This is a genomic window from Pseudomonas koreensis (genome assembly GCF_036668835.1).
Classification (GTDB): domain Bacteria; phylum Pseudomonadota; class Gammaproteobacteria; order Pseudomonadales; family Pseudomonadaceae; genus Aquipseudomonas; species Aquipseudomonas koreensis_I.
Genome location: NZ_JAZEVW010000006.1, coordinates 120,897 through 145,963, shown reverse-complemented (window position 1 = coordinate 145,963; position 25,067 = coordinate 120,897). Strand labels below are relative to the sequence as shown.

The following is a 25,067-nucleotide window of genomic DNA, read 5'->3' as shown; positions in this document are numbered from 1 at the left end:
GTCGATTATGGATTCACAGCGAACCGTTCAGGCTAGCGCAACGCCTGAATATCCCCCGATCAGTTCCCTCTCCCTCCGGGAGAGGGCCAGGGTGAGGGCAGGCGGTCTCGAATCCGAAGAACATTCAGCGCCGAGCACACTCCAACTCACACGGACCCAACCACCTCAATTACCATCCGCCACCTTGCGCTCGATCTCATCCACCTTGCGCTGCAGCTCTTCGGCATCCTGCTCCTTCACACGGGTCGACGACGGAGTAATGACCTTGTCCACGCCTTCGGTGGTTTGATCGCGATCCTCCAGCGCACGCTCAACCACATCAACCGGTTTGCCGGACGTGTCGGTAGGTGGGCCGTTCGGAGTTTTGTCGTTGTGGTTGCTGTTCATGGTGGTGACCTCCATTGGTGTAACCATTGGAGGCATCACAAAGCGGCGGGTTCGATCTTTTTCAGCCGGTTGATAGCGAATGGCGCCCGCTCATTGCCAGCGGGCGCCGTGTCGTCGGTCAGTCCTTGAGAATGTCGCGGTCCTTGGTTTCCGGCAGGAAGAACGTGCCGAGTATCGCCGTCATCACGGCGATGACAATCGGGTACCACAGGCCGTAATAGATATCCCCGGTGGCCGCGACCATCGCGAAGGCCACCGTCGGCAGGAAACCGCCGAACCAGCCGTTGCCGATGTGGTAGGGCAGCGACATCGAGGTGTAGCGGATGCGCGTCGGGAACAATTCGACCAGCCACGCCGCAATCGGCCCGTAGACCATGGTCACGTAGATCACCAGGATGGTCAGCAATAGCAGCACCATCGGGTAGTTGATCTTCGCCGGATCGGCTTTTTCCGAGTAACCGGCTTCCTTCAGCGCGGCGGCGAGACTGGCGGTGAAGGCGTCGTTGCGCGCCTTGAAGTCGGCGGCGGGCAGGGCGCTGCCTTCGAAGCTTTCGATGACTTTGTCGCCGATGCGCACTTGCGCGACGAGGCCCGGTTCCGCCTCGACGTTTTCATAGGGGATCGCACGTTTCGCCAGCAGCGTCTTCGCCAGGTCGCAGGAACTGGTGAAGCGCGCCTTGCCCACCGGGTCGAACTGGAATGAGCACTGGTCGGGATTGGCGATCACCTTGACCGGGTTTTTCTCCTGCGCAACGAACACATCCGGGTTGCCGTACTGGGTCAGCGCGTGAAAGATCGGGAAATAGGTCAGCGCCGCCAGAATGCAGCCGGCCATGACGATCGGCTTGCGCCCGATGCGGTCGGAGAGGCTGCCGAAGATCACGAAGAACGGTGTGCCGATGATCAGTGAACCGGCGATTAGCAGGTTGGCGGTCTGCGCGTCGATCTTCAACGTCTGCAACAGGAAGAACAACGCGTAGAACTGCCCGGTGTACCAGACCACCGCTTGTCCGGCCGTGCCGCCGAGCAGCGACATGATCACCACTTTTAGGTTGTCCCAGCGAGCGAAGGATTCGGTCAGCGGTGCTTTCGACGCCTTGCCCTCAGCCTTCATTTTCTGGAACACCGGCGACTCGCTCAGTTGCAGACGGATGTACACCGAGACGATCAGCAGCAGGATCGACAGCAGAAACGGAATCCGCCAGCCCCAGGCTTCGAACGCTTCCGTGCCCAGCGCGGTGCGGCAGGCGAGGATCACCAGCAGCGACAGAAACAGCCCGAGCGTGGCGGTGGTTTGAATCCACGAAGTGAAAAAACCGCGCTTGTTGCGTGGCGCGTGCTCGGCCACGTAAGTCGCCGCGCCGCCATACTCGCCACCCAGCGCCAGCCCCTGGAGCAAACGCAGGATGATCAGGATCACCGGGGCGGCAACGCCGATGGTCGCGTAACTGGGCAACAAGCCGACGATCGCCGTCGACACGCCCATGATCACGATGGTGATGAGAAAGGTATGTTTGCGCCCGATCATGTCGCCGAGCCGGCCGAACACGATCGCGCCGAACGGCCGCACCGCAAACCCCGCCGCAAAGGCGAGCAGGGCAAAGATGAATGCGGTGGTTTCGTTGACGCCGGCAAAGAAGTGCTTGGCGATGATCGCCGCCAGTGAGCCGTAGAGGTAAAAGTCGTACCACTCGAAAACCGTGCCCAGGGATGAGGCGAAGATAACCTTGCGCTCTTCCTTGGTGATACCGCCGCTGCGCGGTGGACTGCCGGTGGATGCTGTGTCGATTGAGGCCATGGGTGTTCTCCGTTGTGCTTATTGTTGTAGGCCGGAGTCCCCCGTTACTGCTTGTTCACTCTGGCCTTGTGGCAAAAATCGCCCTTACTGCCGCGTGTCGCGTGCACAGTCTGACCGCCTCGCCGGGCGGCGAGGTTTCCTCAAGCATAATCAGCTTTTGCCAGATATCCACTGAGCTGCCTGTAAACGCTAGGCCTTGACCCAACGCTGGCGGCTCCAGGCACTCAACCAGTCGACCAGAAACACCAGCACCAGCATCGCCAGAATCACCGTGCTGGCCTGAGCTTCCTGGAACAGGCTGAGGCTGACGTAGAGCATCTGCCCCAGCCCGCCGGCGCCGACAAAACCCAGCACGCTGGCCATGCGGATGTTGTTTTCCCAGCGATACAGCATGTAGGCAAGCAGTTGCGGTGCAAGGTTCGGCAGGGTGCCGTAACAGAACGCGAGCAGCGGATTGCCGCCCTGCAAACGGATCGCTTCGGCCGGTTGCGGCGGGGTGTTCTCCAGCGCTTCGGCGAACAGCCGACCGAGCACGCCGGTGGTGTGCAAGGCGAGGGCGAGGGTGCCGGCATTGGGGCCGAGGCCGGCCGCCAGCACCATCAGCGCCGCCCAGACCAGTTCCGGAATCGCCCGCAAACCGTTGAGCAGCAGGCGCGAAAGGCTTTGCAGCGGCCAGCCGAAACGCCCGGCGGCGGGCAGCGCCAGGACGATGCCGAACACCGCGGCAAGCAACGTGCCGAGCGCCGACATGGCCAGGGTTTCCAGCGAGCCGTGCAGGATGGTTTTGAGATAATCCGCGCTCAGGTCCGGGCTAAGAAACCGCTGCACATAAGCGCCCATTTGCTTGAGGCTGGCTGCGCTTCCCAGTTCGCCGAGGTTGAGCCCCAGATAGCTGAACGAAGCAACGACCGCGACGCCGATCGCGGCGATCAGCAGCACATTGATCAAGCGATTCATGCCAGCCTCCAGCGCAGCAAACGGCTGAACTGGTCGGCCAGCAGCACCAGCAGCAGAAACATCAGCAGCATGCTCGCCACTTCGCCGCCGGCGAACATGCGAATCGACAAGTCGATCTGCTGCCCCAAGCCTCCAGCGCCAACAAAACCCATCACCACGGAAGCGCGGATCGCGCATTCCCAGCGATAAACGCTGTACGACAGCAGTTCCGCCGCGACATTGGGCAGGGTGCCGTAGGCGAACGCCGCCAGTCGACCGCTGCCGGCCTGCATCAAGGCGTGGGCCGGGCGTTGGTCGGTGGACTCGAAAATCTCCGCGTACACCTTGCCCAGCATGCCGCTGTAAGTGATGGCAATCGCCAGCACACCCGCCGCCGGACCGAGGCCGACCGCACGCACGAACAGCAACGCCCAGACGATCTCCGGCACGCTGCGCAGGAAAATCAGCAAGCCGCGCACCGGCCAGCGCAGCAGCCGACCCAAGCGACTCGGCACGCCGCCCCGTGACGCCGCCGACAGCGACAACGCGCGGCTGGCGAGCAGGCTGGCCGGCACCGCCAGCAGCAACGCCAAGGCCATGCCGGCCGTGGCAATTGCCAGGGTTTGCAGGGTCGCGGTCAGTAGAATCTGCATGAAAGCGGCGTCATGCGCCGGCGGCCAGAACTGCGCGACAAAGCGGCCCATTTCGTTCTGGCTGTCGGGCAACAACACGCCCAGATTCAGTTCGCTCAAATGAATGCCAGGCCACAGCACGGCAATCGCCAACAGCGTCAGAAGCAATCTCGGCCATGCCGCCGGGTCGCGTGAATCGGCCTTCAGCATCGCGGGATCTGCACAGTCAGCGGTGCCACCGCCGCAGTCGGCGATTGCAGTTTTTCGTTGGCGTACAGCGCGTCGAGCATGTCGTGGCTGACGTCCGCCGAAGGGCTGTCGAACAGGATCTGTCCGTCACGCAGACCGATGATCCGCGGGAAGTGCGACAGTGCCAGGTCCACCGCGTGCAGGCTCGCCACCAGGGTGACGTGATGCTCGCGGGCATGGCGCGACAGCACCGACAAGGTATGCCCGGCCATCACCGGGTCCATCGCCGACACCGGTTCGTCGGCCAGTAGCACTTCTGGCGCCTGATACAACACGCGGGCGATGCCGACACGCTGCAACTGGCCGCCAGACAATTGCTGGCAATGCGCGAACAACTTGTCACCCAGATCCAGCCGTGCAAGCGCCGCACGTGCACCGGCCACATCCAGCGGATGCAACAGATTCAACAGGCTTTTGCCCAGACTCCACTGGCCGAGCTTGCCGGCCAGTACCGCCGTGATCACCCGCTGACGCGGCGGCAGTGGCGGCGCCTGGTGCACCAGGCCGATACGCGCACGCAGGCGTTGGCGCTGACGGGCAGACAAATGCCAGGCGCGTTCGCCGAGCACTTCGATGTCACCGCTGCTGGGCCGCAATGCGGTGGCCAGCAGGTTGAGCAGGCTCGATTTGCCGGCGCCGGACGGGCCGATGATCGCGACCTGTTCACCCGCGCCAATCTGTAAATCGACAGAGCGAAGGGCATCGACGCCATTGGCATGGCGCAGGCTGCCCCGGTTGAGGCGTAGGGTCATTTCAACAATTCGGCGGCGCGGGCGGCTTCCTCGATGCCCTTGTAGTTCTCAGGCTGGGTGTCGATGAAGCGGCTGGCGGCCTGCAGGTCGAGGATCTTTTTCTGCTCAGGTTTGGCCGGGTCGAGATCAAGGAAAGCTTTCTTGATTTTCGCCGCGAGTGATGGATCAAGGGTGCCGCGCACGGTCCAGTTGTAATCGAAGTAGGTTGGCGTGGTGGCGAAGACCTTGACCTTGTTGGTGTCGACCTTGCCGGCATCCACCAGTTTCTGCCAGACGCTGGCGTTCAGCACACCGGCGTCGACCTTGCCGGCCTGCACCCAGGCGACAGTTGCGTCGTGGGCACCGGAATAGGCGACACGGCTGAAATACGCTTCCGGCTTGATGCCGTCGTTTTTCAGCATGAAATAACGCGGCATCAGGCTGCCGGAGGTCGACGACACCGAACCGAAGGCGAAGGTCTTGCCCTTAAGATCAGCGAGGCTTTTGACGTTCGGATCGGCCGTGATGAATTTGCTGGTGAACTGTGCGTCCTGCTCACGCTGTACCAGCGGAATCACCGGCGTCGTCGCGTCGGTCTTCAGGCGCGCCTGAACAAAAGTGAAGCCGCCCAGCCAGGCCATGTCGAGGCGATCGGTGGCGAGCGCTTCGACCACGGCCGGATAATCGGCCACCGGCACGAACTGCACCTTCATGCTCAATTGTTGTTCCAGGTACGCGCCCAGCGGTTCGAACTTGCGCAGCAGTTCGGTCGGCGCTTCGTCCGGAATCGCACTGACGCGCAACACATCAGCGGCCTGCGCCATCAGCGCAGAAACACACAGGGCCAGGCCGGCGGTGAGTGCCAGGGTTCGTTTGAGCATGAAATTCTCCGTTTCGTAAGCGTCCAAAGGGCTGAAGTCGCGGCGTGACGCAGACTCAGGGTAGACGAGTCGGCGAGGTTATACGTATTCACACGCACAAAGGCCAGCGCCTTGGGTAGGCGCTGGCCTGAAATTGAGGATGGCTATGCAACCAGACATGGCTGGCCTTGGCAACCGGTCGGCCATGTCCGGGTTGTTTCAGCCGCCGGACCGAACTGTTCAGTCGTCAGGCAGCGTCCGGCAACCGGGCGATCACCTTGATCTCGAAATCGAACCCATACAGCCAGGTCACACCCACCGCCGTCACCGTCGGATGCGGTGCATCGCCCCAGAATTCGCTCAGGACGACATTCCAGATCGTCTCGAATTTCGACTGCGGGTCGACGATGAATATCGTCACGTCGACCACATCCTCGAAGCTGGCACCGGCCTCATCGAGGATCGCATTGAGATTGTGAAACGCCTGACGCACCTGATTTTTCAGATCCGGTTCCGGCGTGCCGTCTTCGGTGCTGCCGACTTGCCCGGAGACGAACAGAAAACCGTTGGAGCGAATCGCCGGTGAATAACGATGGCGCTCGTAGAGCGTGCGGCGGGTCGGCGGGAAAACAACGTCGCGTTGAGTCATCAGGGTGTCTCCATCAGTAGGTGATGTCGCCACTTTAGGTATTTGCAGCGGGCCGATAAACGCGCAAGCTTGGCGTTCACTGTTTGTAAATCTCAAACAATCGAGGCGCGCACCTTGGACCGTTTTGACGCAATGCAGGCCTTCGCCCGAGTGGTCGAGGCGGGGAGCTTCACCAAAGCGGCAGAAACCTTGCACATGAGCAAGACCACCGTGACCCAGCTGGTGCAACAGCTGGAGGCGCGCTTGCGGGTCAAACTGCTCAACCGCACCACACGCAAGGTCAACGTCACCGCCGATGGCGCCGCTTATTACCTGCGAGTGGTCAAGCTTCTAGCCGAACTGGACGACGCTGAAACCAGCCTGCCAGGCGTTGCGGCGGTGCCGTCGGGGCGATTGCGTATTGATGTGCCGAGCCCGTTCGCGCGACATATCCTGGTGCCGGCGCTGCCCGAGTTCCATGCACGCTACCCGGATATTCAGATCGATATGGGCGTCAGCGACCGCATCGTCGACATCATCGATGAGAACGTTGATTGCGTGGTGCGCGGTGGTGAACTGCTGGATCTGTCGTTGAGGGCGCGCAAGTTGGCCGATTTACAGCTGGGGGTATTTGCTGCACCGGCCTATCTGGCCCGTGAAGGCACGCCAGTGCATCCTCGAGATCTGGAAGACTCGCACCACCAGGTGGTCGGGTTTCTTTGGGCGCGCACCGGTAAACCGGTGCCGTATGCCTTGCACAACGTCCAGGAACGTCTGCAAATCAGAGGACGCCACGTCCTGGCGGTTGACGATGGCAACGCCTATCTCGCCGCGGGCTTGGCCGGGATGGGTGTGTTGTGGTTGCCCAAATACATGTCCGCCGCCCACGAAGCGCGCGGCGAACTGGTGCCGCTGTTCGAAGACTGGCAGCTCGAATCGATGCCGCTGTACGTGGCGTATCCGCCCAACCGGCATGTCAGCCTGAAGTTGCGCGTGTTCATTGATTGGGTGGTCGAGGTTGTCGGCAATACGTCAACGTGAACAGCCCGATTGACTCTTCACCGGTTCCGGCCAACTATCGGCCCACAACAACATGACCGATGGACTGAAACTTGACCGAACGACGCCAATTCAGCGGAGGCATGAAGGGCAAAAACCTCCGCTATCTGAATGAGCAAAGCGATAGCGCGCCGCTGACGCGCACCGGTTTTCTGCTGCTCGAACACTTTTCGCTGCCGGCCTTCACGCAGACGCTGGACGCCGTGGTGACCACCAATCTGTTGCGCCCGGGGTTGTTCACCTCGCGCACCTTCGGGCTAGGCGAGGGCGAGGTCATCAGCGATCTGGGGCTGGTGATTCGTCCCGATGCGCGCCTTGACGCAGCCGCGCTCGAAGAACTGGATCTGCTGGTGGTCTGTGGCGGTTATCGCACCGAGCTGCGCGCGAGCGATGGGTTTGTGCATCTGCTCAGGTTGGCAGCGGAGCGGGGCATCAGCCTGGCCGGGTTGTGGAACGGTTCGTGGTTCCTCGGCCGTGCCGGGCTGCTTGATGGCTACCGCTGCGCGATTCACCCGGAACATCGCCCGGCGCTGACCGAAATCGCCAAGGCCACGCACGTCAGCAGCGAACCTTATGTGATCGATCGCGACCGCCTCACCGCGTCGAGCCCGTCGGGGGCTTTCCATATGGCGCTGGACTGGATCAAGAGCCTGCACGGCAAGGCGCTGGTCGAGGGTGTCGAGGACATTCTCGCGTTCGAGGAATCGCGCTACCGGCGGATCAAACCGGACGAAAACCTCTGCGTCAGCGCGCCGTTGCGTGAGGTGGTCAAGCTGATGGACGCCAACCTGGAAGAACCGCTGGAGCTGGAGCAACTGGCGGTGTACGCCGGACGTTCTCGCCGGCAACTGGAGCGCCTGTTCAAGGAACAACTCGGCACCACACCGCAGCGTTACTACCTGGAACTGCGCATCACCGAAGCTCGCCGCCTGCTGCAACACACCGAGCTGTCACAGGTGGAAGTGCTGGTAGCCTGTGGCTTCGTCTCGCCGAGTCATTTCAGCAAGTGTTACAGCGCCTATTTCGGGTATCGGCCTTCCAAAGAGAAGCGCTTGGTCAAATAACCTAAGCCTCCACCAACCTGAGTTCACCTCGGTATTGCAAGTCGGCGTATCTCTCCCAAACACCCCGATCAGTTCCCTCTCCCTCTGGGAGAGGGCTAGGGTGAGGGCTCTCTCGCTGATGCTCCGCAAAGCGCCCAGTAACAGCTACCCCAGCCAAGACATCCAATAACGCCCTCAACGCAAAAACCAAACGCAAAAAAAGGGCGCCTCATCAGGCGCCCTTTTTTATTCAAGCTTGATCCATAACCGATCAGCGCGATTTCTTGGCATTCGGCGTTGCAGCGTTGCTCAAGCCTTTCGCATTGTGATCCCCAGGCGTCGAGGCCGAGATCGCAGCGGCTTTGGCCACGCCGCGGGTATCTCTGGAGTTGGCGATGCCTGACGTGGTAGAGCCATGGCCCGTCTCACCGTTGCGATCGTTGCCATAGTGGTTACCGCTTTCGCCACGGTCGCGAACAGCCTTGCCGGCATGATCGCTGCTGAGTCCGTTGCCGCGACCGTTGCTGTTGGCGCCGCCGTGATCGGAACCGCTGCGGCCACCGCCGATACCGCCGCCATGGCCACCGCCGTTGCTACCACCATTTCCACCGCCGCCGCCGTTACCGCCGCCGCCGTTACCGCCGCCGCCGCCGCCGCCGCCACCGCCACCGCCACCGCCGTCCTTCGCATAGGCAGCGTTCATGATCGAGAGATCAGCAGGGAGGAGCGGGGCGGCTGCGAGCATCATGGCGCAGGACATGACAGCAACGAGACTCTTGTTTTTTAACAGCATGATAGTGTCCGTAAGGGGCGGGTAATACCGCATGTACTCAGACGCAATCGGCCCGATCTAGTTCAAGTTCTGCGACAGACGGAACGGCAACTTGCGGCGGTACAACTAGACGCAGTGCCGTCCCGGTCAATCGTGAGCCAAACAGGGCGTTTGCGGTGCTTAAACATTCCTGCGCACACCCGTTTAAGTTACACCGGTTGTTACGCCATAGCGGCTACAACTCCTTGCGCCGTTGCCTACGCGTACGCCAGAATCCGCCGGCTTGTGCGCTTTAGCCCCGGACTCTATCGTTGACCTGCCACTGCCCATCAGTGGTCGGGTTTAGTAGCCCGTTTGGTATTAGCAAGCGTATGAGCTCCATCAGTCAGGTATGTCTATTCCTGCACTTAATGGCGGTTGCGCGCAGGGCGCTCTCGGGCGCGCCGGTTTTGCTAATTCCACCGGTCTACTAACCTGCGCACAGCTGCCACCCTTCTTTTAGTAGAGACCGGTCGCAGCCCTATTTTTGTAATTAGCTATGTTCGTTGGGTGAGCTTGCGGTGAACAAAGCGTTGGATCTTGTGGTGCCAACCGAGTAATTGCGAACGTTAGTCGGGCTTGACAGTGTCTGAGCGGGCGCCTTCGCGAGCAGGCTCACTCCTACAGGGGAACGCATTTCAAATGTAGGAGTGAGCCTGCTCGCGATAACGTCCGTTCAAGCAAAGAATGCAATCTCTCAAGCCTCAATCCCACCTTTATACAATCCAGGCAGTCAGCCGTTGCGGCTGACTGCTTTTGTGTTTCTACAGATGATCGGCATCGATGACAGCCTGCGCAAACGCCTTCGGATCTTCCTGCGGCAAGTTGTGCCCGATGCCGCCACTGATCAAGCGGAACTGGTATTTGCCGGTGAAGCGCTTGGCATAATCCTCTGGTGCCGGATGCGGTGCGCCGTTGGCGTCGCCTTCGAGGGTGATGGTCGGCACGCTGATCGACGGCGCGGTGGCAAGTTTCTGTTCCAGCGCTGCGTATTGCGCTTCGCCCTGCACCAGGCCCAGGCGCCAGCGGTAGTTGAACACGGTGATTTCGACGTGATCCGGGTTCTGCAAGGCCTTGGCGCTGCGATCGAACGTCGCGTCGTCGAATTTCCATTGCGGTGAGGCGGTCTGCCAGATCAGTTTGGCGAAATCATGGGTGTTCTTCGCATACCCGGCGCGACCGCGCTCGGTGGCAAAGTAGAACTGATACCACCACTGCAACTCGGCTTTCGGCGGCAGCGGGTTTTGCCCGGCGGCCTGGTTGCCGATCAGGTAGCCACTGACCGCCACCAGCGCCTTGACGCGTTCCGGCCACAGCGCCGCGACGATGTCCGCTGAGCGCGCGCCCCAGTCGTAACCGCCCAATACCGCTTGCTTGATCTTCAGTGCGTCCATGAAGTCGATGACGTCACTGGCCAGCGCCGCCGGTTGGCCGTTGCGCAGGGTGTCTTTGGAAAGGAACTGCGTATCGCCGTAACCTCGTGCATAGGGCATCAACACTCGGTAACCCTTGGCGGCCAGCAGCGGCGCGACATCGTCGTAGCTGTGAATGTCGTAGGGCCAGCCGTGCAACAGGATCACCACCGGGCCGTTGGCCGGGCCGGTTTCCGCATAAGCGACTTCGAGCACGCCGGCCTTCACATGTTTCAGCGGGCCGAAAGGTGAGGGCGCGGAATAGCTGACCGCAGCCGGTTTGGCGGTTTGCGCCTGAACGCTGGCAACGGTGCCGAGCAGCGACAGCGCCAGGATCGACAAGCCGAATGCGGTTTTACCGAGGTGCAGTGCCTTTTTCATGGGGACGTCTCCTGTGCAGGGTGGGGTCAAGGCGCTGGGTGAGTCCTTGAAACCGTGAGTGCATTTGAACGGATGGACGTATCTGGGCTGTGTCGGAACGGGGCCTTGTTGCAAGGCGATGTATCGTCGTTGGGCACGTATACAGTGTGATACACGGTGGCTCAATGTGCCCGGCGCCGGGCTGTTTGCCGATGAAAAAATTAAGTCGCTGTTTTAAAACAAAAAATATTTCACGTCGGGCTTCCCAAAGCCGAACAATGTTGGTAAATTGCGCCCCGTTCTCACAGCGAACCCAACGGGCCGCTGGAAAGAGCAGTAGGGGCGTCGCCAAGCGGTAAGGCAGCAGGTTTTGATCCTGCCATGCGTTGGTTCGAATCCAGCCGCCCCTGCCATATTCGAAAAAGCGCCAACTTCGCGAGAAGTTGGCGTTTTTTTATGCCTGCGATTTGGCAAGGCACAGCAAGGCTGGCGTGCGCGGCGCCGAAGCACCGCGCAGGCCAGGGACTCAGTGCGGTGCGCGCGGGATGGTTTTCATCAGGTCTTCAGGGCTGATGTGGCCGACCACGCTGCCCGGTTGCGGCAGGTTGAGGATGTGGCCCTTCATCTTGCCGATGATGTGCATCTCGCACGGCTTGCAATCGAACTTCAGCGTCAGCACTTCATCGCCGTGGATCAACTGCATCGGCGCGACTTTGGTGCGCACGCCGGTCACGCCTTTGGCCTGTTTCGGGCACAGGTTGAAGGAGAAGCGCAGGCAGTGTTTGGTGATCATCACCGGCACTTCGCCCGGCTCTTCGTGGGCTTCGTACGCCGCGTCGATCAGCTTCACGCCGTGACGGTGATAGAAGTCGCGCGCCTTCTGGTTGTAGACGTTGGCGAGGAAGGTCAGGTGCGAATCCGGATACACCGGCGGCGGGCTGGTTTCGGCCTTGCGGCTGCCACGCGGATGCGCAGCGACGCGGGCGGCGGTCAGGGCTTCGATCACTTCACGGCGCAGGGCTTTGAGCTGCGAGTTGGGGATGAAGAACGCCTGCGGCGCATCGAGCTTGACGTCGGTGGCGTGGTACTGGGTGGTGCCGAGCTGACCGAGCAGGTCGCGCAACTGTTCCAGCGCTTGCTCAGGTTTGTTGGCCACGCCGAACGGACCGGGCAGGGTGACGCTGGCGCTGATGCCTTCTTCGCTGGTGGCAGTGATTTCCAGCTGTTCCTCGCGCAAGCGCGCCAGCCAGCTCAGGGCCACGCGACGTTCCGACGAAGTCTTTTGCAGCGCCTGTTGCCAGTTGTGGTCGAGGTTGCGGTTCAACGGGTGGTTCGGGCGCAGCTTGAACAGGCCTTCAGGCATTTCGTTCGGCTCGACGCGGTAGCGGTAGCGCTTCTCGCCGTCCTCTTCGAACTCGCCCTTGGCTTCGGCGATGTTGGCGCGAAAACCGACCACTTCGCGTTTGACCAGCACGTTGAGGCCGTCACCGTTGGACAGCGGCTCGTGGGTCACCACCTGCATGTCGCGCTTGCCGACTTTTTCGACCGTACCGACCGGCAGGCCGGTGAAGGTCGGCGAGTCGAAGGCGCCGATATCGATCTTGCGATCGGTGACAAAATAATCGGTGCTGCCACGGTGGAAGGTTTTTTCCGGATCGGGCAGGAAGAAGTGCGCGGTGCGGCCGCTGGACGCGCGGGCCAGGTCCGGGCGATCTTCCAATACGTCGTCGAGGCGCTGGCGGTAATAGGCGGTGATGTTCTTCACATAGCCCATGTCCTTGTAGCGGCCTTCGATCTTGAACGAGCGCACACCGGCTTCGACCAGTGCGCGGATGTTGGCGCTCTGGTTGTTGTCCTTCATCGACAGCAGGTGTTTTTCGTAGGCGATCACGCCACCCTTTTCATCTTTCAGGGTGTACGGCAGACGGCAGGCTTGCGAGCAGTCGCCACGGTTGGCACTGCGCCCGGTCTGCGCGTGGGAAATGTTGCACTGGCCGGAGAAAGCCACGCACAACGCGCCGTGAATAAAGAATTCGATGGCAGCGTCGGTCTCGTCGGCGATGGCGCGGATTTCCTGCAGGTTCAGCTCGCGCGCCAGTACCAGCTGCGAGAACCCGGCCTGATCAAGAAACTTCGCCCGCTCCAGGGTGCGGATGTCGGTCTGGGTCGAGGCGTGCAGCTCGATCGGCGGAATGTCCAGCTCCATCACGCCCAGGTCCTGAACGATCAGCGCGTCGACGCCGGCGTCGTACAACTGATGGATCAGCTTGCGGGCCGGCTCCAGTTCGTTGTCGTGCAGGATGGTGTTGATGGTGGTGAAAATGCGCGCATGGTAGCGGCGGGCGAATTCCACCAGCTCGGCGATTTCGCTGACTTCGTTGCACGCGTTGTGGCGCGCGCCGAAGCTCGGGCCGCCGATGTACACGGCATCAGCACCGTGCAGGATCGCTTCACGGGCGATGGCCACGTCGCGGGCAGGGCTGAGCAATTCCAGATGATGCTTGGGCAAGGACATAGTTTTTTTAGTCAGGCTGTCACGGTTAGGCGCGCATTCTACCCGCGAAACGCGCGGCCGGCACGCCTGCGCTGCCCGATGGCACAGAACTCAAGGAATCACCCAAACCCCTGTGGGAGCGAGCTTGCTCGCGAAAGCGGTGGTTCAGCCAACACAAATGTTGAATGCCAGGGCGCTATCGCCAGCAGGCTGGCTCCCGCGGGGTTGTAGGGTGTTGCAGAGGTCAGGTCAGGCCTTGGCCGCCATCGCCGTCACTTCCACGCGCATCCCCTCAACCGCCAGCGCCGCCACGCCCACTGCCGCACGCACCGGCCACGGCTTGGCGAAGAAGCGCTGATACGCCTCGTTGAATGCCGCGCGATCGGCCATGTCGGTGAGATAGATGGTCAAGTGCATGACTCGATCCATCGAACTGCCGGCACGTTCCAGCGCGACTTTCAGCGCTTGCAGGGTGCATTCGCTCTGCGCAGTAATATCGCCCAGCTCCAGGCTGCCGTCGGCGCGGGTCGGGATCTGGGTGGAAACCATGATTGCGCCGAACGTCGCCACGTCGGAAGAAATCGAATCAGCGTCCGGATCGGGGGTGAAGGTGATGTCTTGGTTAGCCATGGGAATCTCTTGTCTGAGCGAGTGAAGATCGCGGCAGTTTACAGACTCGACGCCGACAAGGCCCGCTCCGATCACGCCGCGTACGCTCAAACCGGCAACGTCGCGGCTTCTGCGACGAGCGCCGATTGCACGCTGGGCCGAGCGCCAATGCGCTGCATATAGGCAGCCAACGCCGGCCAGTCCTCGATAGCGATATTGAACGTCGGCAACCACTTCAGCACGGTAAACAGGTAAGCGTCCGCGACGCCAAAATAACCCATCAGATAATCCTGATCCGTCAGTTGGCGATTGAGAAAGTCGAGGCGCTTGAACAGCTTTTGCCGGAATATCGCTTTGACCGGCTCAGGAATATCCGCGTTGAACAACGGCGCACTGCCACCGTGAATCTCCGAACTGATGAAATTCAAGTGTTCCTGCAAGCGTGCGCGCTCCCACGTGCCAGCCGCCGGCGCGAGCGAATTGCCCGGCACTTGATCGACAAGAAACTGCAGGATCGCCGGTCCTTCGGTCAGCACTTCGCCGTTATCGAGCATCAACGCGGCGACGTAACCCTTGGGGTTGATCTTGCGAAAGTCGTGGCCGTCGGCGGTGCGCTTGCTCTGGTTGTTCACGCGGACCAGTTCGAAAGGCAAACTCAACTCGCGCAGAACAATATGTGGCGAGAGCGAGCAGGTCATCGGGGCGAAATACAGTTTCATGGCAACTCCTTGTTAAGCGAGGCCGCCAGAATCCGTCGCGGCAAGCGCTATGGCAAAGGTCATTTGCAGTGCTAGCGTATGACAAAATCTCATGAGCCAGCACAACTCCATGACCGTCAGACTTCCCTCACTCAATGGTTTGCGCGCCTTCGAAACCGTTGCCCGGCACATGAGTTTCACCAAGGCTGCTGAAGAACTGAACGTCAGCCAGACTGCCGTCAGCCATCAGATCCGCCGACTCGAGGCGGAACTGGGCAAGCCGCTGTTTTTGCGGCGCAACGACGGCTTGGCGCTGAGCGAGGTCGGGCAGGCCTACTTGCCGGGCGTGCGCTCGGCGTTTCAGGATTTGCGCTTTGCGACCGAGCAGCTGCTGGCGTCCGACAACAAAAACGTATTGACCCTCAGCACACTGGTGTCGGTCGCGTCGAAATGGTTGTTGCCACGACTGCCTGCGTTTCAGCAGGCCTTTCCCGCTATCGATGTACGCATCAGTGCTTCGACCGATTGGGTGGATTTTCGCAGCGGCGGCATCGACGCGGCGATTCGTTACGGGCACGGCGACTGGCAGGGCTTGCAGGCTGACTTCCTGATGTCCGATGAAATCTTTCCGGTGTGCAGTCCCGCATTGGCCAAGACCTTGAATTCGCCGGCGGACCTGGCGGATCACACGTTGCTGCAAGTCAGCGGCGTGACGACCGGAGACTGGGCGACCTGGCTAAGCGCTGTCGGCCAGACGCCGCAACTGGCGGAGGGCGCGCGCCTGACATTCGATCTGGCGCTGATGGCCGTGCAGGCGGCGGTCGACGGGCAGGGCGTGTGTATCGGTCGTTCGACGTATGTCGCAGACGATCTGCGCGCCGGGCGCCTGGTGATTCCTTTTCCACTGCGCTTGCAGGACGCGTTGGGCTTTTATCTGGTCGCGCCTTTTGAGACGGCGCAGGCGGAGAAAGTCGCTGCGTTCAGGTCCTGGCTGTTGGCTTTACCGAAAACCACTGACACCTTTGTATAAGCGTGTATCAGATCGCCCGCAGTACACAGCTGAACAACAAACTCAGGGCTTTCGACACATCCGCCCTACATGCAACCCGCACAGTAGCCCTCACCACATCACTGATTCAGAGGGCTACATATGAAACGTTCACTGTTACTCGCCAGCGCCATTTTCGCTTCGATGATCGGCATCGCCCACGCGGCAGATGCCCCGGCCAAGAGCTGGCAGCAAGGCTTGAGCCGCACCGATCTGGTCAAGCAGGATCTCGGTGCTGCCGACCGCGAAGTGGTTCAGGCACGGGTTGATTTCGAGCCGGGCGTGACCTCGCCGCGCCATGCACATCCGGGCGTCGAAGTCGCTTACGTGATCAGCGGCACATTCGAATATCAACTGGAGGGCAGGGCGCCGGTGACGCTGAAGGCCGGGGATTCTCTGTTCATTCCGGAAGGCGTGGCGCATGTCGCGAAAAACGTCGGCAGCGAGAAGGCCTCGGAGCTGGCGACCTACATCCTCAAGAAAGGCGAGCCGGTGTTGATCCTCAAGCCGTAAGCCACTGCCTCAATGCAGAGTCGCCGCCCGGCGACTTTCGCCGATGCGGATGCGATCGAGCGCACGGTTCAACGCATCGAGCGCATCGAGCAGGGCTTTGGCCTCGGCGACACGATCTTCGCCCCAGAGGCGCTCGGCCAGCCGGTTCAAAGCCTGGATCGAGCGCTCGATGTCGGCGGCGCTGGCCGGCTCGTTAGGGGTGGGTAGATTTTTTGGCATTCACAACATCCTGCAAAAATGGCTCAATCGTGTCGCGCTACTGACGCGACGCCGACCGATCAGCCGCGCTTGGGCAGTTTCCAGTCCGGCCGAATGAAGTGGCAGGTGTAGCCATTGGGAATCCGCTCCAGATAATCCTGATGCTCAGGTTCCGCTTCCCAGAACGGCCCCGCCGGTTCGATTTCAGTCACCACCCGGCCTGGCCACAAACCTGAGGCGTCGACATCGGCAACGGTGTCTTCAGCGACGGCGCGTTGCTCGTCGTTGAGGTAATAAATCGCCGAACGATAGCTCAGACCGAGGTCATTGCCCTGACGGTGGAGCGTGCTCGGGTCGTGAATCTGGAAGAAGAATTCGAGAATCTGGCGGTAGCTGATCACTGCGGGATCGAAGGTGATTTCGATGGCTTCGGCGTGGGTACCGTGGTTGCGATAGGTCGCGTTGGGTACATCGCCGCCGGTATAACCGACGCGTGTTTTCAGTACGCCAGGGTAGCGGCGCAGCAGATCCTGCATCCCCCAGAAGCAGCCGCCGGCAAGAATCGCGGTTTCGGTGTCAAAGGTCATGGCGGTCATTCCTCTCGCAACGTTGGGGATTGTCATTGTTATGAGGGCGAGTTGGCCAATTCCAAGGTGGGGCGGTGAAGAAAGCGGCGGGGGATTGCGAGGAAGTTGTCTTGCGCTGAATAAACGGCAGGGGAGCGATGCTCCCCTGCAAATGGCGCATTAGCTGTTGCGCCCACCACCATGACTGTTTTCGCCACCCTTGCGCCCGGCTTCGGAGGCTTTTTCGCGGTCGTTGGCGAAGTTGCCACCGCTGTTCTGGCCGCCCTTGCTGCCGGCCTCGGACGCGCGCTGCGGGTCGTTCTTGAAGTTGCCGCCGCTGTTCTGGCCACCTTTGCTACCGGCCTCGGCTGCACGCTCCGGATCATTCTTGAAGTTTCCTCCACTGTTTTGGCCGCCTTTGCTGCCAATTTCCTGGTAGAACTCTTTATCATGCGAAGCCGATGTTGCTTCCCCACCTTTTTTACCTGCTTCGCTTACGGACATGCTGCCTTGTTTATCTTGAGCCATTTTGAAACACCTCTTGCATATATAAGCATCGATACGAATTCAGGCTGCGCTTAGTTGCGCGCTGAAGTTGTTCGGACAAATGCCGTGGATACTGCCTGATGTTGTTTGTTGCAATGCTCGTTACTTGCCGGTTGGCTTGGGTTCGACTGTCAATCAGTTGGAACGCTCATCAGACATGGTTAACTGCCTTTCACGCTGATGACCGTTCCAGCTGTTTGATTTCGAAGGGCAGCGAGGCTGCCCTTATGCCGCCGGTCAAGACGACTTACGGCCGCCACCGTGGCTGTTCTGGCCGCCTTTACGGCCTGCTTCGGAAGCTTTTTCGCGGTCATTGGCGAAGTTGCCGCCGGAAGCCTGGCCGCCTTTTTTACCCGCCTCGGATGCCTTCTCACGATCGTTGGCGAAGTTGCCCGGGTTTTTATTACCTGTAGTCATGATAGCTCTCCAATATCAATGAAGGATTTTTTAGTTGCCCATTTATGCAACGGACACTTACTCGGATAACCCGCCAGGGAGAAACGTTTGAAGATTTTTTTCAGGGCCCGATGAACGGTAGTGCTCGCAATGAAACTTATACAGAGTGCTGTTTCAGGTGCCGCTTCGTATAAGTTTGCTGATATTAAAATGATTGTTTTGGTGCATGTTAGAGCTTCGCTTCGTTGCGTTTAATTGCCTTTCGTCAGTGTGGCGAGTGTATGGGTGGCGAGCGCAAAGTTCGGTTGATAGGGTGCAAGGGCGGCATATAAAACTGACAACCGAGACTTGATTGCGAGGACATTGCCATGACCAGCAAACATCAAAGCGGACATTCATTCGCCGACGATCCACAGAAAATGAAGGAGGCCGGGAAGAAGGGCGATACGGCGGTCGACGTCAAACTCGACCGCGCGGAGAAAGCGCGAACCGGTGGGCAGCACAGCCACGGCGGAACGCGCACCGGCAAGGGCGATTGAGGCAATTGCGCAAAAGGGGGCGATCAATTGCGCGAGGTTTCCTCCAGCAGATGATCGACCACTTGCGACAGCGCAGAGCGCGGACCGGGCTGTTGCTGCAGAGCCTGGTTGAACACCGCCAGTTGCCGGTCGGCACTGGTGCCGTCATTGATGATCCTGTCGGCGCGTTTGAACAAGGTCGGCGTTTGCAAATTGTCGGCGGTTTCGGCGAAGCGCTCTTCAGCCAGCGCTAGCCACTGGCTGATCGAACAAGGGCTGTCCTGGCCTGTGACAATGAACTTGCCATCAAGCCCCCAGCGCTTGGCGCGCCAGCGATTTTCCTCAAGTATCCAGCGTGCTGACGCGCCATAAGCCGAGCCCGGTTGCGGTTGCCGGCACGCATGCGTGACCAGTACGCGGAAGAACGCGGCGAGGGTCAGCGCATCTTCCACGCGCGGGCAGGCGTCGGTCATGCGCAGTTCCAGCGTCGGGTAGCGCACGGCCGGCCGAATGCCCCACCAGCATTGGCTGGGCTGGTCGATCACCCCGGCGCTGGTCAGAAAGCCAATGTGCTCGTCATAGTCCTGTTGATCGGCAAACAGCGGTGGCACGCCCATGCGCGGCCACTCGTCGCACGCGGCCTGGCGATAACTTTTGTAGCCACTGTTGGCCCCGTCCCAAAGCGGTGATGAGCAACTCAAGGCCAGCAGCAACGGCGTCCATGGCAACACTTCGTTCATCACCCTGATGCGGTCGAGTTGCTCAGGCACTTCTACATGCACGTGCAGGCCCGACAGCACGCTGCGCCGGGCGACGTGGCCGTAGGTATCGAACAACTGGTGAAAGTGCGGCTCGTCGGTGGGGATCTGTTCGCGCCAGTCGGCCAGTGGATGGCTGCCGGCGCAGAGCAGGCCGAGGCCGAAAGGTTTCAGGGTGTTGTTCAGGGTCTGACGTGCGCCGGTCAGATAATCGCTGGCTTCGACGAAGTCAGTGAATACCGGTGAAGCGATTTCGAACTGGCCCTGGAACATCTCGGCGGCGAACGAGGCTCCGATGGCTTTTTTGCATGCCTCACGCGCCTCAGGGGTGGGGGCGCCGACCATTCTGCGGGTGTGCAGGTCGGTGACGAAATATTCTTCTTCGATTCCAAAACGCGGTTCGGTCATGGCTGGGCTCGCTGGGCATTACTAGGGCCATGGTAGTCGTGGCCGGCGATGGCCTGCAGGTAGGCCTGGTCGGCTTCGCGGCGCAGTTCTTGCCATTCTTGCCAGGTGATGATGCCGAGGCGGTCCATTTCGTCGCATTGGCGCAGGAGTTCTTCGTGGTAGCGATCGGGGCAGTCCATGCGCAGGCTGCGGTCTTGCAATGTTCGATGCCAGGTATCGAGGGCTTGCAGGCGGGTTTGTTGTTCGGCTGTCAGCAGGTTTTTATAGGCGTTCATGAGGGGCTGGCTCGCGGGTGGTTTTCTTTGTGAGCGCTTGGGGTTGCTGGTGGTTCAAGGGAAGTGACGGGGTGGGGGCCTTGGCGGCCTCTGGGCCGACCAGGCTTTGGTTGTTTTGGGTGTATATCCGTTTCTGCGGGTGTGCGGTCTGGCGGTTTCGCCCTTACGGCGAGGCACTTTTTCCAGACGCCGAAAAAGTACCCAAAAAGGCTTGGCCCCTGCGTTCGGCCCTCGCAGACTCGGGTTCCTTCGCTCCGGGACCGATCCGGGCGCAGCGGCTACGGTTTGCTGCGCTGCACCTACGTCCGCTGTGTCTGGCTGCGCCAGACGGTCGCTGCGCTCCCACGCCCGGATCGGTCCCTCCGCTCAGCCTGCCGATGGGGCCGGCATGGCAAGATCAAGGGCACTCGAGCTTCGCTCATTGTAAGGAGTGGTTAGAAGCAGCGTTTGGCTTGGGTTCTGTGGGGTGGCTGCCCCTCACCCCAGCCCTCTCCCCCAGGAGAGGGAGCCGATTTGTGGGCTGTTCCAGACCTGAGTACGACTCGGTAGTTCAGGTCGGCGGATCTCTTGTATCCACCTCGGTCAGTTCCCTCTCCCTCCGGGAGAGGGCTAGGGTGAGGGGCTTTTGATTTTGCTGTCTGCGTTGTACGTGTAAAACCGCTGCTTTCGCTGAAGCAAATCACCCAAACAAGCGAACCCGCAACCCCCGTTTCGCTTGTTCCCACGACATAACCATTTGTCCTGAACCCGAATCTTTTTTGAAATTTTCTCCGCAGCCAACGCTTCACAAAGGAGTGGGCAGTGACTTAACCGTTGTGACCGCCACACTCATTCAGACTGAGGAGATTTGTCATGTTTCTACATAACAAGCGACTTCAATACACCGTTCGTGTTGCGCAACCCAATCCTGGCCTTGCGAATCTTTTGCTGGAGCAGTTCGGGGGGGCGCAGGGTGAGTTGGCGGCGGCTACGCGCTATTTCACTCAGGCGTTGGCTGAGGATGATCCAGGGCGCAAGGATTTGCTGCTGGACATTGCCACCGAGGAGCTAAGCCACCTCGAGGTGATCGGTTCGATCATTGTCATGCTCAACAAGGGTGCCAAGGGCAAGATGGCCGAGGGCGTGGAGGAGGAGGGTGAGTTGTATCGTTCGTTGAACGGTGCCGGTAACGATTCGCACATCACCAGCCTGTTGTATGGCGGGGGGGCGCCGTTGACCAATTCGGCGGGTGTGCCCTGGAGCGCGGCGTATGTCGACACCATCGGCGAACCGACGGCGGATATGCGTTCCAACATCGCGGCCGAGGCGCGGGCGAAGATTGTTTATGAGCGGTTGATGAACGTGACGGACGATCCCGGTGTGAAGGAAGCGTTGGGCTTCTTGATGACTCGGGAGATCGCGCACCAGTTGTCCTTTGAAAAAGCCCTGCATGCGATTCAGCCAAACTTCCCGCAAGGCAAGAAACCCGGCATGCCAGAGTTCACCAACGTCTACTTCAACATGTCCCACGGCACCGAGAGCATGCGCGGGCCATGGAATCAGGGGGACGATTGGGAGTTTGTCGAAAGCCCAACCCCGGCGGTGGATGGCGGCGATGGTCTGGCGACCGTCCAGCTGGACAGTGCCGACGAAGCGCTGCTGGAGAAAATGAAAACCCGCACCATGTCCGATCCCAACAGCGAGCCGGTCACCGGCGCGGATCTGGGCGCCGGTACGCAGGTTCCGCCGTCGCTGTGACAGCGCGACACTGCCCGCCGAACTCCGCTCAAGCGCGCCACGCAACAGCGTGGCGCGCTTGAGCGGGACCAGTGTGAAATCATCAAGAAGAGGATTCAACCATGGCCACTCCACAGGAAAATCTGCTCGACTGGCTGCGTGACGCCCATGCCATGGAGCAACAGGCCGAGCAAATGCTCAAGGCGCAATCCAAACGTCTCGAGCACTACCCGCAGCTGAAAGCGCGGATCGACCAGCACATTGAAGAAACCCTCGGTCAGCAGAAACTCATCGATGAATGCCTGCAACGGTTGGGTGGCGATTCGTCGACGATCAAGGATCTGGGCGGCAAGTTGATGGCGTTCGGTCAGGCCGTGGGCGGCTCGTTGATGAGCGATGAGGTGATCAAGGGCGCAATGGCCGGTTACGTGTTCGAGAACATGGAAATCGCCAGCTACACCGTGCTGATTGCTGCCGCCGAGGCGGCTGGCGATACGCAGACGAAAAAGGCTTGTGAGTCGATTCTGCCGCAAGAAGTGGCTATGGCCGACTGGCTGCTCAAGCATTTACCGCAACTGACCGAAGCGTTTCTTGCGCGCTCGGCCGATCCTGACAAGGAAGCCAAGAAGTAATCCCACCGTGGAAACTGCAACGTCCGTTCGCCAGGCGAGCGGACGTTTTTTATTGTTCATTTATCGTGCGAGCGGGGCACAGGGTTTCGCATCACCGGCTGCAAGTGACCTTGCTGATCGAAGTGATAGCGCTGCAGGTCACGCGCCAGAATCAACTGCCCGGTGTACAGCGCTGCCGCCTCGCTGCGCACGTCTTCGATCGACGGATGTTGCGCCGGGTTGGCCTGGTAGCGCGCGCTGAAGTGCGTCAGGATCAGATTGCGCACGCCTGCGGCTTCGGCGAAACCCGCCACCGCCGCCGCGCTGCTGTGGCCATAACTGGCGCGGGTCTTGTCGATGGCTGCTTGAATGAACGTCGCTTCATGCACCAGCACATCCGCTGAAGCGGCCACCTCTGCCAGCAGTTCCGGCCGATCGTTGTCGCCACAGACGATGATGCGCTGTGGCGGGCGCGCCCGGAGCAGGTAGTCTCGCGCGCGCAGCCAGCGCCCGTCGTGCAGCACATCCTGGCCGTGCGCAAGTTCACCCCACAGCGGACCGCGTTCGATGCCTTCAGCGTCGAGCCGTTGCACATCCAGACGCGGCGCCGGATCGGCTTCGGTGAAGACATAACCGTGACACGGCACGCGGTGCGACAACTCGACCGTGCTGACCTCGACGTTGCCGTTGCGCCAGTGATCGAGCGACTCGACGGCGTGCAGATGGATTTCGAACGGCAGGTGCGACTGGGTCACCGCGAGGCTCAAGGTCAGCCACGGGTGCAGCGCCGCCGGGAGGATGATATCCAGCGGCCGCGAACGTCCGGACATTCCCGTGCTCGCCAATAAACCGGGCAAGCCCAGGCAATGGTCCGCGTGCACATGGGTGATGAAAATTCCCCGCAGTTCGCTCAGCGACAACGACGTGCGCAGGACTTGATGCTGCGTGCCTTCACCACAGTCGATCAGATACCAGCCTCTGCCCGACGCCTCGATCAATGCCGTGGCGCTGACATTGCGCTCACGGGTCGGCACGCCAGCAGAGGTGCCCAGAAACAACAAGTCCACGATAGTGCTCTCTCGCAATCATCAGTTGAAACGCATATGACGGAATTGCCATGGGTTGTCGTCATCGACCGGTGCTTGCGTCCGGGAGTTCCGCTGTTGCAGCGGTGGTCAGTCGCTGAATGCGCGGTTCCTCAAACGTCAAGATCAAGAGCCCCTCACCCTAGCCCTCTCCCGGGGGGAGAGGGGACTGACCGAGTCGTTTGGGCGACGTGTGTCGTATTGGTGATGTCGCGGCGAATACTAAATCCAAATACCACCCAAATCGGCTCCCTCTCCTGGGGGAGAGGGCTGGGGTGAGGGGAAAGCCTCACCACCTCACTAAAGCCGAACACCCGAACTCGCAGCAATGAACAACCAACCCGACCAAAAAAATCGAACGCTAACCCAACCACAACGTCCATCGCCATAAGCCCCCAAAAAAACCGGAGAACCCAATGACCAATTACCCAATGGACGAAACCGATTCAGACCATCGCAACCGCCAGCTCGGCCAGGCGCTGGGGCTGGACGCCGACGAGGTCGAGCTCTGGGTCAGCGCCGTCGAGGAAGACGGCAGCGGCATGGGCTATGTCGTGCGCTTCTCCGATGAGACCCCGGTCGATGTGCTCGCCAAAGTCCAGGGGCTGGGCGACGACATGATCATCAACGTTGGGCCCATCGACTGACAGCGCCGCTGCTCAAGGCTTGGTCGGTGCAGTCAATTTACCGGCCGAAGGCTTGAGCTTTTCCTGAAGCACCTTGGCCGCTTGCGCCTGCTTTTCGATGCCTGGCAGCGCTGATTGAGCGAAGGTCTTGAGCTGCGGATTTTCCGAAGACATCGCCTCTTTCTTGAACAGCATGACCTTCTGTTCGAGCGTCTCGGCCTGGCTGTCGATGTAGGTGCGGTCGAACGATTCATCGCGCGATTTGAGGCGTAATTGCTTGGCTTTCCCGGCTGCCGCAGGTTCGGCGGGAACGTCCATGCGCAACGTCTGCCCCAGCTGTTGGAGCTTCGGATAGAACCGATCGTGTTCAGTGATCTGGTTCTTGGCGAATTCGCGTACTTCGGGCAGGGCGCTGTTTTCCAGAGCGATGCGTGAGGCGTTGTTCTGGAACAGGCTTTGTTGCGCCGCTTCTTCGACGAAGGCGTTGAGTGTGACGGCGTAACACAGGGCGATGGTCTGCAGGCTCAGGACCAGCGTGGCGAGGGCTTTTACTGCGAGCTTGTTCATGTCTGACCCACCTCCGGTTCACGTTCTTTATCCGCCGGGCCGGGGGTTACGCGGGCGCCTTGCTGGTGGTCGTTGTTTTCGCGGCGTACGCGTTGATCGTCGGTCAGACCGTCGGCTTCGGTGCTCGGGGTGGTTCGGGCTTGGTCGGGTTTGTTATCGGTCATAGGTTGGTTCCTGAGTGGCTTGAATGGGCTGTGGCGGCGGTGACTGAGCGGGTGTAGGCCGCGGTGGCGATTTCGATCAGGGTGTTGCGTTCGGGGGTGTCGATGATGCCGCGGCTGCGGTAGTCGTCGGCGAGCCGGAGCAGTTCGTCGTAGCGGTCTTCGGGTTCGCTGAAGGTGCTGGTGTTGGTCAGCAGGTCGTGCCATTGGGTGTAGGCGAGCATTTTGGTTTCGTTGTACATGGTTTTTCTCCTCGGCCTTTGTTGGGTAGAGGAGGGGGGTGGCGGGGTGTTCCTTGGGGGCGACGTACGGTTGGTTTTTGCTGATTTTTTTGGGGGGCGGTGACGTCGGGTTTTGGGTGAATATCC

The 25,067-nt window shown here is 60.5% G+C and carries 30 protein-coding genes and 1 tRNA gene; 9 read left to right on the top strand and 22 right to left on the bottom strand.

The features are described 5' to 3' along the window. Positions 1 to 165: 165 nt before the first annotated feature. The 7 genes from V6F91_RS18755 to V6F91_RS18725 all read right to left on the bottom strand — a co-directional run bounded on the left by V6F91_RS18755 (position 166) and on the right by V6F91_RS18725 (position 6,242). The gene (locus tag V6F91_RS18755) at positions 166 to 387 is read right to left on the bottom strand and encodes a hypothetical protein (RefSeq protein WP_332766984.1); all 222 of its coding nucleotides are present in this window, start codon (positions 385 to 387) and stop codon (positions 166 to 168) included. Positions 388 to 505: 118 nt separating this feature from the next. Then, positions 506 to 2,185, bottom strand: a complete 1,680-nt coding sequence (locus tag V6F91_RS18750) for an MFS transporter (RefSeq protein ID WP_332766982.1) — start codon at positions 2,183 to 2,185, stop codon at positions 506 to 508. A 189-nt stretch (positions 2,186 to 2,374) separates the two neighbouring features. Further along, positions 2,375 to 3,142: a phosphonate ABC transporter, permease protein PhnE gene (gene phnE / locus V6F91_RS18745; protein ID WP_332766980.1), complete on the bottom strand. Its 768-nt coding sequence runs from the start codon at positions 3,140 to 3,142 to the stop codon at positions 2,375 to 2,377. Beyond that, positions 3,139 to 3,963 carry a PhnE/PtxC family ABC transporter permease gene (locus V6F91_RS18740; RefSeq protein ID WP_203421823.1) on the bottom strand — a complete coding sequence of 275 codons (825 nt, stop codon included), beginning with the start codon at positions 3,961 to 3,963 and terminating at the stop codon, positions 3,139 to 3,141. Before V6F91_RS18740 ends, phnE begins: the two co-directional genes overlap by 4 nt. Then, a complete protein-coding gene (locus tag V6F91_RS18735) occupies positions 3,957 to 4,754 on the bottom strand; it encodes a phosphonate ABC transporter ATP-binding protein (protein WP_332766977.1) in 798 nt (265 codons plus the stop codon). The genes V6F91_RS18740 and V6F91_RS18735 overlap by 7 nt, the downstream gene beginning before the upstream one ends. Continuing rightward, positions 4,751 to 5,614 (bottom strand): putative selenate ABC transporter substrate-binding protein, encoded by an 864-nt coding sequence (locus tag V6F91_RS18730; RefSeq protein WP_332766975.1) that lies wholly within the window; start codon positions 5,612 to 5,614, stop codon positions 4,751 to 4,753. Before V6F91_RS18730 ends, V6F91_RS18735 begins: the two co-directional genes overlap by 4 nt. Before the next feature lie 226 nt (positions 5,615 to 5,840). Beyond that, a complete protein-coding gene (locus V6F91_RS18725; RefSeq protein ID WP_332766973.1) occupies positions 5,841 to 6,242 on the bottom strand; it encodes a RidA family protein in 402 nt (133 codons plus the stop codon). A 114-nt stretch (positions 6,243 to 6,356) separates the two neighbouring features. Between V6F91_RS18725 and V6F91_RS18720 the strand changes: the two genes are divergently transcribed. Continuing rightward, positions 6,357 to 7,262, top strand: coding sequence for a LysR family transcriptional regulator (locus V6F91_RS18720; protein WP_332766971.1), 906 nt, complete (start codon positions 6,357 to 6,359; stop codon positions 7,260 to 7,262). Positions 7,263 to 7,333: 71 nt separating this feature from the next. Beyond that, positions 7,334 to 8,344 carry a GlxA family transcriptional regulator gene (locus V6F91_RS18715; protein ID WP_332766969.1) on the top strand — a complete coding sequence of 337 codons (1,011 nt, stop codon included), beginning with the start codon at positions 7,334 to 7,336 and terminating at the stop codon, positions 8,342 to 8,344. 250 nt (positions 8,345 to 8,594) lie between these two features. Here the strand turns inward: V6F91_RS18715 and V6F91_RS18710 are convergent, their stop codons facing one another. Together V6F91_RS18710 and V6F91_RS18705 are read right to left on the bottom strand one after the other, a co-directional pair. Continuing rightward, complete coding sequence (locus V6F91_RS18710) at positions 8,595 to 9,116, bottom strand: hypothetical protein (protein WP_332766967.1); 522 nt, start codon at positions 9,114 to 9,116, stop codon at positions 8,595 to 8,597. 782 nt (positions 9,117 to 9,898) lie between these two features. Beyond that, a complete protein-coding gene (locus tag V6F91_RS18705) occupies positions 9,899 to 10,927 on the bottom strand; it encodes an alpha/beta hydrolase (RefSeq protein ID WP_332766965.1) in 1,029 nt (342 codons plus the stop codon). Between the two features lie 317 nt (positions 10,928 to 11,244). On the opposite strand from V6F91_RS18705, the gene V6F91_RS18700 reads away from it, so the two are divergent. Then, positions 11,245 to 11,319, top strand: a tRNA-Gln gene (locus tag V6F91_RS18700). Between the two features lie 113 nt (positions 11,320 to 11,432). Here V6F91_RS18700 and V6F91_RS18695 read toward each other — a convergent pair. The 3 genes from V6F91_RS18695 to gstA all read right to left on the bottom strand — a co-directional run bounded on the left by V6F91_RS18695 (position 11,433) and on the right by gstA (position 14,728). Then, positions 11,433 to 13,421, bottom strand: coding sequence for a peptidase U32 family protein (locus V6F91_RS18695; RefSeq protein WP_208940916.1), 1,989 nt, complete (start codon positions 13,419 to 13,421; stop codon positions 11,433 to 11,435). A gap of 228 nt (positions 13,422 to 13,649) precedes the next feature. Beyond that, positions 13,650 to 14,030, bottom strand: a complete 381-nt coding sequence (locus V6F91_RS18690; RefSeq protein ID WP_332766963.1) for a RidA family protein — start codon at positions 14,028 to 14,030, stop codon at positions 13,650 to 13,652. Positions 14,031 to 14,116: 86 nt separating this feature from the next. Further along, positions 14,117 to 14,728 (bottom strand): glutathione transferase GstA, encoded by a 612-nt coding sequence (gene gstA / locus V6F91_RS18685; RefSeq protein WP_332766961.1) that lies wholly within the window; start codon positions 14,726 to 14,728, stop codon positions 14,117 to 14,119. Positions 14,729 to 14,837: 109 nt separating this feature from the next. Between gstA and V6F91_RS18680 the strand changes: the two genes are divergently transcribed. Beyond that, positions 14,838 to 15,737, top strand: a complete 900-nt coding sequence (locus V6F91_RS18680) for a transcriptional regulator GcvA (protein ID WP_332766959.1) — start codon at positions 14,838 to 14,840, stop codon at positions 15,735 to 15,737. Between the two features lie 120 nt (positions 15,738 to 15,857). Beyond that, on the top strand, positions 15,858 to 16,268 hold the full coding sequence (locus tag V6F91_RS18675; RefSeq protein ID WP_332766957.1) for a cupin domain-containing protein: 411 nt from the start codon (positions 15,858 to 15,860) through the stop codon (positions 16,266 to 16,268). 9 nt (positions 16,269 to 16,277) lie between these two features. Here V6F91_RS18675 and V6F91_RS18670 read toward each other — a convergent pair whose 3' ends face one another. The 4 genes from V6F91_RS18670 to V6F91_RS18655 form a co-directional block, all read right to left on the bottom strand. Beyond that, positions 16,278 to 16,487 carry a hypothetical protein gene (locus V6F91_RS18670; RefSeq protein ID WP_332766955.1) on the bottom strand — a complete coding sequence of 70 codons (210 nt, stop codon included), beginning with the start codon at positions 16,485 to 16,487 and terminating at the stop codon, positions 16,278 to 16,280. A 59-nt stretch (positions 16,488 to 16,546) separates the two neighbouring features. Next, on the bottom strand, positions 16,547 to 17,053 hold the full coding sequence (msrA, locus tag V6F91_RS18665) for a peptide-methionine (S)-S-oxide reductase MsrA (RefSeq protein WP_332766953.1): 507 nt from the start codon (positions 17,051 to 17,053) through the stop codon (positions 16,547 to 16,549). A gap of 159 nt (positions 17,054 to 17,212) precedes the next feature. Then, positions 17,213 to 17,560, bottom strand: a complete 348-nt coding sequence (locus V6F91_RS18660) for a general stress protein (protein WP_203421840.1) — start codon at positions 17,558 to 17,560, stop codon at positions 17,213 to 17,215. A gap of 255 nt (positions 17,561 to 17,815) precedes the next feature. Continuing rightward, complete coding sequence (locus V6F91_RS18655) at positions 17,816 to 17,995, bottom strand: general stress protein (RefSeq protein ID WP_093101985.1); 180 nt, start codon at positions 17,993 to 17,995, stop codon at positions 17,816 to 17,818. A 347-nt stretch (positions 17,996 to 18,342) separates the two neighbouring features. On the opposite strand from V6F91_RS18655, the gene V6F91_RS18650 reads away from it, so the two are divergent. Beyond that, positions 18,343 to 18,513: a general stress protein gene (locus V6F91_RS18650; RefSeq protein WP_332766947.1), complete on the top strand. Its 171-nt coding sequence runs from the start codon at positions 18,343 to 18,345 to the stop codon at positions 18,511 to 18,513. A 23-nt stretch (positions 18,514 to 18,536) separates the two neighbouring features. Here V6F91_RS18650 and V6F91_RS18645 read toward each other — a convergent pair whose 3' ends face one another. Next, positions 18,537 to 19,658 carry a carboxylate-amine ligase gene (locus V6F91_RS18645; RefSeq protein WP_332766945.1) on the bottom strand — a complete coding sequence of 374 codons (1,122 nt, stop codon included), beginning with the start codon at positions 19,656 to 19,658 and terminating at the stop codon, positions 18,537 to 18,539. Further along, positions 19,655 to 19,933 carry a hypothetical protein gene (locus V6F91_RS18640; RefSeq protein ID WP_332766943.1) on the bottom strand — a complete coding sequence of 93 codons (279 nt, stop codon included), beginning with the start codon at positions 19,931 to 19,933 and terminating at the stop codon, positions 19,655 to 19,657. Before V6F91_RS18640 ends, V6F91_RS18645 begins: the two co-directional genes overlap by 4 nt. A gap of 852 nt (positions 19,934 to 20,785) precedes the next feature. Here V6F91_RS18640 and V6F91_RS18635 point away from each other — a divergent pair. Together V6F91_RS18635 and V6F91_RS18630 are read left to right on the top strand one after the other, a co-directional pair. After that, positions 20,786 to 21,670: a manganese catalase family protein gene (locus V6F91_RS18635; RefSeq protein ID WP_332766941.1), complete on the top strand. Its 885-nt coding sequence runs from the start codon at positions 20,786 to 20,788 to the stop codon at positions 21,668 to 21,670. A 101-nt stretch (positions 21,671 to 21,771) separates the two neighbouring features. Then, entirely contained in the window at positions 21,772 to 22,281 is a 510-nt protein-coding gene (locus V6F91_RS18630) for a ferritin-like domain-containing protein (RefSeq protein WP_090283019.1), read from the top strand. A 56-nt stretch (positions 22,282 to 22,337) separates the two neighbouring features. Here the strand turns inward: V6F91_RS18630 and V6F91_RS18625 are convergent, their stop codons facing one another. Then, entirely contained in the window at positions 22,338 to 23,327 is a 990-nt protein-coding gene (locus V6F91_RS18625) for a ribonuclease Z (protein ID WP_332766938.1), read from the bottom strand. Between the two features lie 434 nt (positions 23,328 to 23,761). Here V6F91_RS18625 and V6F91_RS18620 point away from each other — a divergent pair, with 434 nt between their 5' ends. After that, positions 23,762 to 23,992 carry a hypothetical protein gene (locus V6F91_RS18620; RefSeq protein WP_332766936.1) on the top strand — a complete coding sequence of 77 codons (231 nt, stop codon included), beginning with the start codon at positions 23,762 to 23,764 and terminating at the stop codon, positions 23,990 to 23,992. Between the two features lie 12 nt (positions 23,993 to 24,004). On the opposite strand, the gene V6F91_RS18615 is transcribed toward V6F91_RS18620, so the two are convergent. Genes V6F91_RS18615 through V6F91_RS18605 form a run of 3 tightly spaced genes read right to left on the bottom strand, consistent with a single transcriptional unit; the run spans position 24,005 to position 24,941 of the window. Next, complete coding sequence (locus tag V6F91_RS18615) at positions 24,005 to 24,538, bottom strand: DUF4142 domain-containing protein (RefSeq protein WP_332766934.1); 534 nt, start codon at positions 24,536 to 24,538, stop codon at positions 24,005 to 24,007. Continuing rightward, positions 24,535 to 24,702: a hypothetical protein gene (locus tag V6F91_RS18610; RefSeq protein WP_332766932.1), complete on the bottom strand. Its 168-nt coding sequence runs from the start codon at positions 24,700 to 24,702 to the stop codon at positions 24,535 to 24,537. The genes V6F91_RS18615 and V6F91_RS18610 overlap by 4 nt, the downstream gene beginning before the upstream one ends. After that, positions 24,699 to 24,941 carry a hypothetical protein gene (locus V6F91_RS18605; protein ID WP_332766930.1) on the bottom strand — a complete coding sequence of 81 codons (243 nt, stop codon included), beginning with the start codon at positions 24,939 to 24,941 and terminating at the stop codon, positions 24,699 to 24,701. The genes V6F91_RS18610 and V6F91_RS18605 overlap by 4 nt, the downstream gene beginning before the upstream one ends. Positions 24,942 to 25,067 lie beyond the last annotated feature (126 nt).

Excerpts from the sequence above, each read along its gene's own strand:
- V6F91_RS18615 (WP_332766934.1), bottom strand. The coding sequence starts at position 24,538 with ATGAACAAGCTCGCAGTAAAAGCCCTCGCCACGCTGGTCCTGAGCCTG.
- V6F91_RS18630 (WP_090283019.1), top strand. The coding sequence starts at position 21,772 with ATGGCCACTCCACAGGAAAATCTGCTCGACTGGCTGCGTGACGCCCAT.
- V6F91_RS18675 (WP_332766957.1), top strand. The coding sequence starts at position 15,858 with ATGAAACGTTCACTGTTACTCGCCAGCGCCATTTTCGCTTCGATGATC.
- V6F91_RS18655 (WP_093101985.1), bottom strand. The coding sequence starts at position 17,995 with ATGACTACAGGTAATAAAAACCCGGGCAACTTCGCCAACGATCGTGAG.
- V6F91_RS18725 (WP_332766973.1), bottom strand. The coding sequence starts at position 6,242 with ATGACTCAACGCGACGTTGTTTTCCCGCCGACCCGCCGCACGCTCTAC.
- V6F91_RS18645 (WP_332766945.1), bottom strand. The coding sequence starts at position 19,658 with ATGACCGAACCGCGTTTTGGAATCGAAGAAGAATATTTCGTCACCGAC.
- V6F91_RS18740 (WP_203421823.1), bottom strand. The coding sequence starts at position 3,963 with ATGCTGAAGGCCGATTCACGCGACCCGGCGGCATGGCCGAGATTGCTT.
- V6F91_RS18735 (WP_332766977.1), bottom strand. The coding sequence starts at position 4,754 with ATGACCCTACGCCTCAACCGGGGCAGCCTGCGCCATGCCAATGGCGTC.
- V6F91_RS18635 (WP_332766941.1), top strand. The coding sequence starts at position 20,786 with ATGTTTCTACATAACAAGCGACTTCAATACACCGTTCGTGTTGCGCAA.
- V6F91_RS18690 (WP_332766963.1), bottom strand. The coding sequence starts at position 14,030 with ATGGCTAACCAAGACATCACCTTCACCCCCGATCCGGACGCTGATTCG.
- V6F91_RS18680 (WP_332766959.1), top strand. The coding sequence starts at position 14,838 with ATGACCGTCAGACTTCCCTCACTCAATGGTTTGCGCGCCTTCGAAACC.
- V6F91_RS18650 (WP_332766947.1), top strand. The coding sequence starts at position 18,343 with ATGACCAGCAAACATCAAAGCGGACATTCATTCGCCGACGATCCACAG.
- V6F91_RS18620 (WP_332766936.1), top strand. The coding sequence starts at position 23,762 with ATGACCAATTACCCAATGGACGAAACCGATTCAGACCATCGCAACCGC.
- phnE (WP_332766980.1), bottom strand. The coding sequence starts at position 3,142 with ATGAATCGCTTGATCAATGTGCTGCTGATCGCCGCGATCGGCGTCGCG.
- V6F91_RS18660 (WP_203421840.1), bottom strand. The coding sequence starts at position 17,560 with ATGGCTCAAGATAAACAAGGCAGCATGTCCGTAAGCGAAGCAGGTAAA.
- V6F91_RS18710 (WP_332766967.1), bottom strand. The coding sequence starts at position 9,116 with ATGCTGTTAAAAAACAAGAGTCTCGTTGCTGTCATGTCCTGCGCCATG.
- V6F91_RS18610 (WP_332766932.1), bottom strand. The coding sequence starts at position 24,702 with ATGACCGATAACAAACCCGACCAAGCCCGAACCACCCCGAGCACCGAA.
- V6F91_RS18730 (WP_332766975.1), bottom strand. The coding sequence starts at position 5,614 with ATGCTCAAACGAACCCTGGCACTCACCGCCGGCCTGGCCCTGTGTGTT.
- V6F91_RS18750 (WP_332766982.1), bottom strand. The coding sequence starts at position 2,185 with ATGGCCTCAATCGACACAGCATCCACCGGCAGTCCACCGCGCAGCGGC.
- V6F91_RS18640 (WP_332766943.1), bottom strand. The coding sequence starts at position 19,933 with ATGAACGCCTATAAAAACCTGCTGACAGCCGAACAACAAACCCGCCTG.
- msrA (WP_332766953.1), bottom strand. The coding sequence starts at position 17,053 with ATGACCTTTGACACCGAAACCGCGATTCTTGCCGGCGGCTGCTTCTGG.
- V6F91_RS18755 (WP_332766984.1), bottom strand. The coding sequence starts at position 387 with ATGAACAGCAACCACAACGACAAAACTCCGAACGGCCCACCTACCGAC.
- V6F91_RS18705 (WP_332766965.1), bottom strand. The coding sequence starts at position 10,927 with ATGAAAAAGGCACTGCACCTCGGTAAAACCGCATTCGGCTTGTCGATC.
- V6F91_RS18670 (WP_332766955.1), bottom strand. The coding sequence starts at position 16,487 with ATGCCAAAAAATCTACCCACCCCTAACGAGCCGGCCAGCGCCGCCGAC.
- V6F91_RS18695 (WP_208940916.1), bottom strand. The coding sequence starts at position 13,421 with ATGTCCTTGCCCAAGCATCATCTGGAATTGCTCAGCCCTGCCCGCGAC.
- V6F91_RS18605 (WP_332766930.1), bottom strand. The coding sequence starts at position 24,941 with ATGTACAACGAAACCAAAATGCTCGCCTACACCCAATGGCACGACCTG.
- gstA (WP_332766961.1), bottom strand. The coding sequence starts at position 14,728 with ATGAAACTGTATTTCGCCCCGATGACCTGCTCGCTCTCGCCACATATT.